This window comes from Zarconia navalis LEGE 11467 (genome assembly GCF_015207075.1).
GTDB classification, from domain to species: domain Bacteria; phylum Cyanobacteriota; class Cyanobacteriia; order Cyanobacteriales; family Geitlerinemataceae; genus Zarconia; species Zarconia navalis.
Map to the genome: position 1 here is coordinate 1 of NZ_JADEXN010000140.1, position 10157 is coordinate 10157.

Genomic DNA, 10157 nt, shown 5'->3' on the forward strand with positions numbered 1-10157 from the left:
GATTTCGTGGCTCATATTGGCCAAAAACTCGGACTTGATGCGAGCCGTTTCGAGTGCGGCTTCCCGCGCTTCCACCAATTCGTTAATTTTATCGATGGCGATGGCCACCCCACCAACTTCACCCCCATCGATATACCAGGGGTGGAGCGCCCAGCGCAGGTAAATTTTCTGACCGTCTGTGCGCTCCCAGCAGTCTTCGGGGCAGGAGAGGGCTTCTCCCGTTAGCGCCTGCTGGTGGGCCGCTTTCCAAGTGTCGGGTAAATCGGAAACGCCTTCGTAATAAAGATCGCCGATGGATACTCGATCTTGGAGATCGTGTTCTTGGAGCCATCGATCGCTGTAGGCGAGATACCGCATCTGGGTATCGAACATGGCGATCGCCACGGGGGCGTGGGTGATAATTTGCTGGAGCTGGTGGCGTTCGGTTTCAATTTGGGCTTCGTAGCGCTTGCGCTCGGTAATCTCTCGGACGATGGCTAACACTTCATCGTCTCCACTCACCGTCAGCCGCACCTCAAAATCTCGCAGTTGAGACTTCGCTTCTTCCCGCTTGTCGGGAACTTCGAGCTGGTACTCGAAAATTTGCACTTTACCGGTTTCCCGCGCCCGTTTGCCATAATACATGATGCGATCGGCAATCGGGACGGGTAAGACTTCCTTTAGATGTTTGCCGAGAATACCGCTGGGGGAAAGGAGCAGTTGCCCCCGCTGTTCGGGAGACACTTGCACGTCTAGATACATCCCATCTCGGCGCACGCGAAACATGACATCGGGAATTGCCTCGAGAAGTGCCTGGTTTTTTTCCTCGCTTTTCTGAAGCTCCTCAGCCCGATGCTCGAGATAAGTCACCATGTTGCGAACTTGGGAGGTCATGCTGTTGAAGGCATTTGCTAACAGGGCAAATTCGTCTTCGCTCTCCACCGTTAGGGTTCGATCGAAATCTCCCGCCGCAATCTGCCCGGTCACATCAACCATGCGCTTGAGAGTTCCGGTGATGGAACGACTGACGAATAAGGCAAGCAAAACCCCCCCACCGACCGAGCATAGGGCAACCCACATTCCACGCTGGCGAACGATTGCCATTTTTTGCTTCAAGGTCGTAGTAGACAGACTCACGCCGATCGCTCCGATCTCTTGGTTTCCAACTCGCACGGCTTTGCCGGCCACCAGTCGATCTTCCTGCCACAGAAAAACCGTTTTTGGATCCTCTAGCAATGCTTCTCCCAAGGGATCGGAGACGAGACTGTAGGTGGGGATGACGCGATCGGTCTCCACGATCGCCTGTCCTTGAGCATCGTAGATGGTTCCGGAGACGACAATCTCTTGCCGGGCGAGTTGGGCGAACAGGTCAGATAAATCCTTGATATCTAATCGGTAGAGGGCATCGGCAGAGGTTGCCGAGACCAAATCCAAAATCGATTCGGCTCGAACTTCGAGTTCCGTCTGAAAACTTTGCCGTTCGCGACGCAGCGATAGCCAAGTAACGCCACCCACCGCAACCACCATCGAAAAGGTCATTGTCAGGGCGAGTTTAACGGAGATCGGCCATCGCTTCCAACTCAGGTGTCGCGTCCTTTTCATTGGCTCTGAATCTTTTCGTACAACTCGCGCGCGGATTGTAAGGGATCGTGTTGACTGGGAATTCGATCGAACTCAGAGGTGTCGCCGAACAGCCTTAAAATTGATTTGCCTTGAGGAGTTTCTTCCATACTAACGAGAGCGCCAGAAATTGCCGCTTGGAGTTGTGGTTCCATGTTGGGTTCGAATAATACGACGTGACGGGGAACGGTTTCGGTTTGGGCGATGACTGTCAATTGGGCGCGAGTGCTTTCGGGAATTTCTTCAAAACTCGGTGCATCAATGGCTCCGGCAGCCACTTTCTGGCTAATCGTCCACTGAATGGTATTGTCGTCTTCCCCGGTAAAAATATATCCGATTCGATCTGCGGGTACGGGGGCGGCGGCATCTTTTAGTTCTACGGCTTTAAATCCCGATTTTACGATATATCCCAGGGGTAGTAGATATCCCGAGGTCGAAAATTCTTCATCGAATCCGACCGCTCGACCTTTCAAATCCTCTAGGGAGTTCAATCCACTATCGGCACGGGCAAAAATAACGGTATTGTATTGGGCGATCCCATCTTTCCAGCGTCGCAGAGTGGGTCGCGCGCCCGATCTCTGGCTGACAATTAGCGCAGGGTAAGGGCTATCGATGTAGATATCTACATCCCCCGCTTCGAGCCACTCGGCCATTGTTGCCATATCCGGCGCGATTTTGACTTCCCCCGTGCCGATATCGAACGCTTCTAGCTTGGCGGCGACGTAATCGGCAAAGGGTTGCGTTTGAGAAATGGCTTCTATGGGTTCGTCGGAGATATCGCCGATGACGATCGAGTTGGTTGGTGGTGGACTCGCAAGGGGGGTGGAGATGGGTTCGTCGGCGCAAGCTGCGCTTATAGCCAATATTGCACTCACTAAAGCCGTTCGAGGAAACATTTGACGTAGCATGTACTCTCAGGGGACGATTTCCTTTCTTCGCGCTTGGGCGATCGATGTGTGGATAGGGAACGAGCGCGAGCGATCGTTTATTTCACCACTCGATCTCCATCCCCATATCGATCCGATCGTAGTCTAACTTAGCCCAAAAATGGAGATCGCTTCGCTGTGTTTAGAATTGTCGATCGCTCGACTAATATTTCTTTCCTTTCTCGATTTTTTAACCTCGATGCTCCATTTTCCCACTGTTGAGTCGCTTCATATAGTCGTCGAGATCGGCGGCCACTTTTCCCGATAAGAGAAAACAGCCAAGTAAATTAGGAAACGCCATCACGAAAAATGTCATATCGCTAAAATCGATGATGGTGGTTAAGTCTTCCCGCACCGAACCCAAAAAAATACAGAAGACAAATAAGAGGCGATAAACTAGAGAGTACTTCTCCCCCACCAGATAAATCCAGCACTGCTCTCCGTAGTAGCTCCAAGAAATCATCGTAGACAAAGCAAACAAAAAGGTGGCAGCCGCGAGCATTGAGGGGAACCAGGGAATAACCGTTCCGAAAGCTTTAGAGGTCATCAGAACCCCCGCGAGACCGTCGGCATAATCGAATTGATAGGCTCCGGTGACGACGATTGTCAGGGCTGTCATATTACAAATGAGGACGGTGTCGATAAATGGTTCTAGCAATCCCACGAGTCCTTCTCGAATCGGTTCGCGGGTGCGAGCGGCGGCATGGGCGATTGCTGCCGACCCCAGTCCGGCTTCGTGGGAGAAGACGGCGCGGCGAATCCCCTGAACGAAAACTCCGATCGCCCCGCCGGTAATTGCTGCACCTGGAGAGAGCGCTTCTCGAAGGATGGTCGCGATCGCTCCCCCAAGCTCGGTTGCATGGACGCCAAGAACCCAAAGGCAAGCAAGGGTATAGATCGCGGCCATCAGCGGTACGAGAGTGGAGGCAACCTTGGCAATTCGACGAATCCCCCCGAGAATGACGGCTCCGACTAAACTCGCCATCAAGAAGCCATAAAGCCAGTTCTGTAAGGGAAAGATGCGAGAGACGGCAATGTAGGATTCGTGGGTTTGGAACATATTTCCCCCACCCAACGCAGAACTCAGACACACAAAGGCAAAAAAGATTCCCAAACCTTGACCTAAAGGATGCAGTCCCATTTCAGATAGACCCCGCCAGAGGTAGTACATCGGGCCTCCCAAAACGGTGCCATCGGATTTGACGATGCGATATTTTTGGGCGAGGGTACATTCGACGAACTTACTCGTCATGCCGAATAATCCCGCCACCGTCATCCAAAATACCGCACCGGGACCGCCTAACTGAATGGCGATCGCCACCCCGGCAATATTCCCTAATCCGACGGTGGCAGAAAGGGCCGTAGAAAGCGCTTCAAAATGGGTGACTTCTCCGGCCTCGTCTGGGTCGTCGTAGCGTCCCAAGACAATGAAGAGGGCATGTTTGAGTGCCCATAAATTCACAAAATTCATCCGCCAGGTGAAAAATATCGCCCCCAGACTCAACCACAGGACGATTAACGGAACCCCACCGAGACTGAAGAAGAGAATATTCGTCATCCCCTCTACGATCTGAGTGAATACCGCGTTGGTTGCATCGATAAACCGATCGATCGATCGGTCTTGGGCTTGAGCTAAGATGACCACTGGCACAGCCAGAAATAGCCACCCAAAAAGCCAGCATCTTCGCATGAATTTTGTTGGGTGCGTCTAATGAATAACTTCAAGGGTTTCGATCGAAAAACCGGGCAAAATGATGAAGTTCTTCAAAGACGGGGGGACGGGGAGCGGTCGGACCCCGCATCGGCGACAGACGCAAGGGAACGCCGACCGAGGGGAGACAAGGGAGACAAGGGAGACAAGGAAGTCTAAATTTTTAATTTTGACCGAAAGTGGGCGGTGTCGGTTTCCGTCCCGTTCAACATTCCAAGACTAGTTTTTAATTCTCTTCCCTTGCCCCCGAAGCCTCCTAAGCCTCCCGAAGCCCTACTTATAAACGGGCATGACCCCGCTGCCCAGGCGTTCCATATAATCTTTGGTCTCTGCGGCGACTCGATCGCAGAGTATAAAGCCGCCGAGCATGTTGGGAAATGCCATGGAAAGCAGCATCATATCGCTAAAATCGAGGACGGCTCCCAAATTGAAGATGGATCCGAGAAAAACGCACAGGACAAATAAGACTCGGTAAACGGGCATGGTTGCCTCCCCAAACAGGAAAGTCCAAGCCCGTTCGCCGTAGTAACTCCATGAAATCATCGTGGAGAAGGCAAACAAAAACACTGCTAGAGACAAAACGATCGGGAACCAGCTAATGGCTGTCCCAAAGGCAGCCGAGGTGATATCTACTCCTGAGAGATCGCTTTGCTGGTAAGTTCCGGTAATCACCACCACCAAAGCGGTCATGTTACAAATCACCACGGTATCGATAAAGGGTTCGAGCAACGCAACGATACCTTCTCGTACGGGTTCGTCGGTTCGGGCGGCAGCATGGGCGATGGCGGCCGAACCGATACCAGCTTCGTTAGAAAACACCGCTCGTCGAATCCCCTGTACCAACACGCCGACAAATCCCCCTTCGATCGCCTCGGGGGAGAAAGCTCCTTGGAAAATCGTCCCGAAAGCGACGGGAATTTGCGTCAGATTTGTTAGCAAAATCCACAACGCTGCGAGGACGTAAATCAAACACATGGATGGTACGAGGGCGGCTGCAACAGACCCGATGCGCTTGATGCCGCCCAAAATAACTAGGGCAACCAGAATGGCAACCCCTAGACCGTAAGCCCAGCTCGGTATGGGAATGATATTGGCGACTGCGGCGTAGGATTGATTGGCCTGGAACATATTGCCGCCCCCCAAGGACGCACCAATGCACAGAATAGAGAATAAGACGGCTAATACTTTGCCCAGAGGACGCAACCCCCGTTCGGCTAAACCCCGAGAAAGATAGTACATCGGGCCACCGGAAATGTGACCGTCGGGTTTAACGACGCGGTATTTCTGGGCCAGGGTGCATTCGACAAATTTGCTGGTCATGCCGAACAGTCCGGCTAGGGTCATCCACAGCACCGCACCGGGCCCGCCAACGCTGATGGCGATCGCCACCCCGGCAATATTTCCCAAACCGACGGTGGCCGAAAGTGCTGCCGAAAGCGCTTGAAAATGGGTGAGTTCTCCTTCTTCTTCAGGATCGTCGTAATGTCCCAAAACGACAAAAATTGCGTGTTTGAAGGCGCGGATGTTGATAAAGCTCATCCGAAAGGTGAAAAATAGCGCTCCGCCAATCAGCCAGATGACGATGAAGGGAATGCCACCAATACTGAAAAAGAGGACGGAGGACATCACCGCCACAATCTGGGCGAAGAGCTTATCCAAAGTGACAAAAAGGTTCCCTTGGGTCGCCTCTTCTGCCTGGGCTAATGCTGCCGTGGGAAAAACTAGAAGGAGAAAAAATAAAATCCAGCGTTGTTTCATAAGGATTGGGGGTCTTGCTTTCGATCTCAACTCTGTTTTAACCGCTTTGTCTGTTCGTGACTGTTGCAGTCGAGCTTGGGCGATCGCTCAAAGCGATGAAATGTTTGTTTCATTGTGCCGGAAGGATTGTGATTTGAAAACCCTAGCTCTTCTATCGTTCCTCGCTCTCGCGCGTGTCTTAGGGTCTCGCTCTGGGTCACTTCCATTGCATGAATACTTGCTCATATGTTAATTTATTAATGTCAAACCCATTAACAAAAAGCCATGACTACCGTTACTCAAATGAAATGCGCCTGCGAACCTTGCCTGTGTGTTGTTTCCACAGATTCAGCGCTCTCCAAAGATGGGAAGTATTACTGTAGCGAGGCGTGCGCCACCGGTCATCAAAAGGGTGAGAGTTGCTCTCATAGCGGTTGTTCTTGCGGTTAGTCGTCAAGAGCATCAAGACCGAGTACCTAGATTCGATCGAAGAACCGATTTCTCAAGGGGTGTTTTCTCAGGGGGAATCGGTTTTTTGCATGCGTGGATGGAGATTGTCTCAGAACCCGTCATTGCCCACAGAACCATCCGGTCTGACGGTTTTAAGTTGTGTAGAGATTGAGGAGATGGAGAAAAGACAACTTCTCGAAGTGTGGTTTATACTGAGTAGCGAGTCTCCACCGAGGGGTGGCGATCGCTATCAGGTGAGTCGTTATACTCAGGATTAGGTCAACGTCGTTTTCGTTCAAACCGGGTTCTACGATAAACCCGATCGCAATTCATGGAACGGATGAAAGTCTCTTTAGGATGGCAGATTTGGGGTTGGTTAACTCTACTCGCTTCCCTGAGCGTTCACGGTTTCCTCCTGGGCCTGCCAATTTCTCTAGATCTCGAAGCGCCGGAACCCGAACCCGAACCCATCGCCACCGTACCGCTGACAACACTTCCGGTAAACTCTCTACAGCAATCCGAAACCGAGAAGACGACAGCGCAAACCGAATCCGAGAATGTGTCGGCTGAGGAGGAAACCTACGAACCCGAATCCGAGAATGTGTCAGCTGAGGAGGAAACCTACGAACCCGACGAAGTGACTACACCACCTTTCGCGACGACAGTTTCTCAGAGAAGAATACGGGAAGAATCTACAGCATTACAACAGCCTGATGTTACTTCATCCGAAACAAATACTTCAAACTTCAGGCACAAAAAACGTAGATTGGATGGCCTAGCACCTAAAGTTAATCCAAATCCCGCTCTAGGAGGAGTATCTTCAGATATTGCTGGGGAAGTCGATAATAATTTAAAAGATGCTGTAAAAAATATAGATGAAGGGATTCAAGAATATTTAGCTCGTTTGCCAGAAGATGATGAAGAGGGTACAGGAAGTCTACTAAAAGATATAGACCAAATGTATTTCTACCTGGCAACATCTCCACAACTAACCGATCGATTTTTTGAAGTAGCAAATTCGAGTTTCAGTCTTGGAAATTTAAAGCCAGGTGTTCTAGAAATCACGTTTGTTATCAACCCTGAAAAAAAAGATAAGGCAATTGAAATCACCACTTTATACGATGAATTTATACAGCCTTATTTAGCCAGAAAAGGATTTCAAATCGAAACTCTACCAAATCAAGGCGAACTACAGTTCTATCAAGCTAAAAAAAATGGCTTAGTTCGTCATGTCATGCTAGCACCCATCCCTAAAAATACGGGAGAAAGCGATTCTTCAGAGACGAGTGAAATTTTCGGAACTTTTATCGTTCTCTATAACCCAGAAGTTTTAAATGTAGGTTTATGACTTTAAAAGGTTCAGTTGGGTAAAGTGAAGACTTACCCAACTTACTTTTTTATCGATATGATATAGCGTCGCTTTTCTCAACAATGTTTCTGTCAAGTTAACTCCAGTCTCAAACTTGGCATCAACGATCGCAAATACGTCAAAGAATTCTGATGCCAGCCAATCTCTTTAGAACCCAGAACTGTCATGTGGATTCGTTTCTGGTGACGCACTTGAATTACAAACTTCGAGAGCATCTTAATTCCCGAACTATCGATCGATTGTAATCCTTGTAGATTCAAGACGACGAAAGGTGGTTGAGTTTCGATCGCAAAATTCAAAAACTTACTGACAAACGCACAATTCTCTCCTCCAGAGAGAGAAGGGTTTTGAAAATCAACGATCGCTTTTTCTCGATCGCACCGGATGAAGCAATCCTTCATTGTAATTTCCATCGTCATGTCCTTACCCTAGTTGACTTGCCACAAAAATCATTTTCGAGTGAGTGAATTAGAGCGAGTCATTTTTATACATTTTTGTCGTTTGAATTTTCATCCGAACGCTTGGCATAAATTGAATGCTTAATTACCCAAAAGTACATAAATCGACTCAGAAAGATATCAATTAAGAATCCAAGCTATCTGAATGAGCATATTCACTATCGTTTCACTCGATCGTATGATTTATTTTTCTCTTATGTGATGGTACGGTTGACTTCTATCGATTGTGTATAATTAATATCCTGTTTTACACAATTTTTATATTACAAACCGATTATGCCGATTATCTTTATAACTATTTGTAAAATCAAAAAATATAGTGTTCCTTTAAAGACAAAACGCTGACTCTGCCAATTTAAATTGCAAGTTAGCTCTTCAGCGAAGATTCTGTGACGTAACAGTTTTTCTTCAGTCCTTCATATTTATTCAAAAGCTCGAAGCTCCGTAAAACCCCAGAAACTCGTTCGTTTGATAAGTTTATCTTATATAAAGGGTGTCTCGGCTTTTCTCTGTATATTTGCGTAAGCTTTACCGATTTCGGCAGCGATCGAGCGAAATTATCGAGGAAAAACGATCTTGGATGATGAAACGATTGCTTTAGTCGTCGAGTATCCCGCGCGCGCCATCACAGCGCTTCTAGACCCGTTTCTCCCGTCCGAATCCGGATGACTCGTTCAACGGATTCGATGAAAATTTTGCCGTCACCAATTTTACCCGTGCGAGCCGCAGCGCTCAATAGTTTTACGATCGCATCCACTTGGTCCTCCTCAACCACCACCTCGACTTTGACTTTTTTATGAAACTCAATTTCGTAGTTGACTCCCAAATAGTGACCGGTTTGACCTTTCTGACGACCGAATCCCCGAACTTCAGTCACCGTCATCCCTAACACGTTGGCATTGACTAAAGCGAGTTTGACATCCTCTAGCTTAAAGGGACGAATCGTGGCAGTCACTTTTTTCATCGTTCTCTCCTCAATCGTTTCTGGGTTGGTATGGCTGAATTCGTGACGGATCCTATGCCTACAAAACACGCGATCGAGTTGTATCGATCGATGCATTTAGATACGAGACGAGTCATCATACCATAACAATTGAGCCGACCGCCTCAACTCTCTTTCTAGAGATTGGGATTTTTTCTCACAAATTAGCGCTCAATCTAAACTCAACCAACTAAATAATTCATTCACCGAAAGCTGCCAATCTCCCAGAATATCGAGAACCGGGAGCAGATCGTCTTTTTCTTTAAATTCCGGCAGGCGATCGGGTTGAAATACCGTTACAGATTCATCAGAAGGATCGAGAAACCATCCCAATTTCGTACCCTGCTGAAGACAAAATACAATTTTCCGAATCACTTGATTGGGAGATTGGTCTGGCGAAAGAATTTCGATCGTCCAATCTGGGTAGGTTTCAAACCGATTGGCAATCCGACCGTTTTCTTTTCTAGGAATTCTCGACCATTCAAATACAGTAATATCGGGAACGAGCGCTCTTCCTCCGAAAATACAACGAAGTTCGGGGAAAGCATGAGCGATTTTCTGAGGTTTAGAAACTCGATTAACTGCTGCTAACAGCTCAGTTTGTAAAAGACTGTGTTCACCTTGAGGCATGGGTTTTTGATGAATTTGACCGTTGATATATTCGCTGGCGGGTTTGGTTTCTGGCATTGCCAAAAACGCTTCTAAAGAAAGTTGGGTGGGTCGTGGTGTTGTGGCAGTCATCGCAGCTCATCTTCGTGAAATTTAAATGTTTTCAACTAAAGATCGAGGATTTAATAAGATCTCCGATTGAATGAGTAGGCTGATTCTCCGAGATCTCCCCTCTCGGGAGGTGGGTAAGCTTGATTGCACATTGCACAGGTTATTCAATCCTCATTCCTAACCGATATGCGAGCAATACTAATAC

Annotated in this window: 11 protein-coding genes; 4 read left to right on the forward strand and 7 right to left on the reverse strand. The window is 48.4% G+C overall.

Annotation, left to right across the window (positions count from 1 at the left end; genetic code table 11):
- Together IQ235_RS09490 and IQ235_RS09495 are read right to left on the reverse strand one after the other, a co-directional pair.
- On the reverse strand, positions 1–1581 hold a 1581-nt coding region (locus IQ235_RS09490), incomplete at its 3' end, for a HAMP domain-containing protein (protein ID WP_264321234.1).
- Positions 1578–2507, reverse strand: coding sequence for a phosphate/phosphite/phosphonate ABC transporter substrate-binding protein (locus tag IQ235_RS09495; RefSeq protein WP_264321235.1), 930 nt, complete (start codon positions 2505–2507; stop codon positions 1578–1580). The genes IQ235_RS09495 and IQ235_RS09490, both read right to left, overlap by 4 nt.
- Between IQ235_RS09495 and IQ235_RS09500 the strand changes: the two genes are divergently transcribed.
- Positions 2506–2634, forward strand: coding sequence for a hypothetical protein (locus IQ235_RS09500; RefSeq protein WP_264321236.1), 129 nt, complete (start codon positions 2506–2508; stop codon positions 2632–2634). The two genes, IQ235_RS09495 and IQ235_RS09500, sit on opposite strands and share 2 nt — an antisense overlap.
- Before the next feature lie 81 nt (positions 2635–2715).
- Here IQ235_RS09500 and IQ235_RS09505 read toward each other — a convergent pair whose 3' ends face one another.
- Together IQ235_RS09505 and IQ235_RS09510 are read right to left on the reverse strand one after the other, a co-directional pair.
- Positions 2716–4215 carry an alanine/glycine:cation symporter family protein gene (locus tag IQ235_RS09505; protein ID WP_264321237.1) on the reverse strand — a complete coding sequence of 500 codons (1500 nt, stop codon included), beginning with the start codon at positions 4213–4215 and terminating at the stop codon, positions 2716–2718.
- Positions 4216–4509: 294 nt separating this feature from the next.
- Positions 4510–5994, reverse strand: coding sequence for an alanine/glycine:cation symporter family protein (locus tag IQ235_RS09510; RefSeq protein WP_264321238.1), 1485 nt, complete (start codon positions 5992–5994; stop codon positions 4510–4512).
- A 264-nt stretch (positions 5995–6258) separates the two neighbouring features.
- On the opposite strand from IQ235_RS09510, the gene IQ235_RS09515 reads away from it, so the two are divergent.
- From IQ235_RS09515 to IQ235_RS09525, 3 genes are all read left to right on the forward strand, one after another.
- On the forward strand, positions 6259–6423 hold the full coding sequence (locus IQ235_RS09515) for a metallothionein (protein WP_264321239.1): 165 nt from the start codon (positions 6259–6261) through the stop codon (positions 6421–6423).
- Between the two features lie 122 nt (positions 6424–6545).
- Positions 6546–6701, forward strand: coding sequence for a hypothetical protein (locus tag IQ235_RS09520; protein WP_264321240.1), 156 nt, complete (start codon positions 6546–6548; stop codon positions 6699–6701).
- A 53-nt stretch (positions 6702–6754) separates the two neighbouring features.
- Positions 6755–7771 (forward strand): hypothetical protein, encoded by a 1017-nt coding sequence (locus tag IQ235_RS09525; RefSeq protein WP_264321241.1) that lies wholly within the window; start codon positions 6755–6757, stop codon positions 7769–7771.
- A 92-nt stretch (positions 7772–7863) separates the two neighbouring features.
- Here IQ235_RS09525 and IQ235_RS09530 read toward each other — a convergent pair whose 3' ends face one another.
- From IQ235_RS09530 to IQ235_RS09540, 3 genes are all read right to left on the reverse strand, one after another.
- Positions 7864–8205 (reverse strand): STAS domain-containing protein, encoded by a 342-nt coding sequence (locus IQ235_RS09530; protein ID WP_264321242.1) that lies wholly within the window; start codon positions 8203–8205, stop codon positions 7864–7866.
- A gap of 670 nt (positions 8206–8875) precedes the next feature.
- The gene (locus tag IQ235_RS09535; RefSeq protein WP_264321243.1) at positions 8876–9214 is read right to left on the reverse strand and encodes a P-II family nitrogen regulator; all 339 of its coding nucleotides are present in this window, start codon (positions 9212–9214) and stop codon (positions 8876–8878) included.
- Positions 9215–9403: 189 nt separating this feature from the next.
- Positions 9404–9973, reverse strand: a complete 570-nt coding sequence (locus IQ235_RS09540) for a Uma2 family endonuclease (RefSeq protein WP_264321244.1) — start codon at positions 9971–9973, stop codon at positions 9404–9406.
- Positions 9974–10157: the final 184 nt, after the last annotated feature.

Excerpts from the sequence above, each read along its gene's own strand:
- IQ235_RS09530 (WP_264321242.1), bottom strand. The coding sequence starts at position 8,205 with ATGGAAATTACAATGAAGGATTGCTTCATCCGGTGCGATCGAGAAAAA.
- IQ235_RS09500 (WP_264321236.1), top strand. The coding sequence starts at position 2,506 with ATGTACTCTCAGGGGACGATTTCCTTTCTTCGCGCTTGGGCGATCGAT.
- IQ235_RS09510 (WP_264321238.1), bottom strand. The coding sequence starts at position 5,994 with ATGAAACAACGCTGGATTTTATTTTTTCTCCTTCTAGTTTTTCCCACG.
- IQ235_RS09535 (WP_264321243.1), bottom strand. The coding sequence starts at position 9,214 with ATGAAAAAAGTGACTGCCACGATTCGTCCCTTTAAGCTAGAGGATGTC.
- IQ235_RS09505 (WP_264321237.1), bottom strand. The coding sequence starts at position 4,215 with ATGCGAAGATGCTGGCTTTTTGGGTGGCTATTTCTGGCTGTGCCAGTG.
- IQ235_RS09515 (WP_264321239.1), top strand. The coding sequence starts at position 6,259 with ATGACTACCGTTACTCAAATGAAATGCGCCTGCGAACCTTGCCTGTGT.
- IQ235_RS09495 (WP_264321235.1), bottom strand. The coding sequence starts at position 2,507 with ATGCTACGTCAAATGTTTCCTCGAACGGCTTTAGTGAGTGCAATATTG.
- IQ235_RS09540 (WP_264321244.1), bottom strand. The coding sequence starts at position 9,973 with ATGACTGCCACAACACCACGACCCACCCAACTTTCTTTAGAAGCGTTT.
- IQ235_RS09525 (WP_264321241.1), top strand. The coding sequence starts at position 6,755 with ATGGAACGGATGAAAGTCTCTTTAGGATGGCAGATTTGGGGTTGGTTA.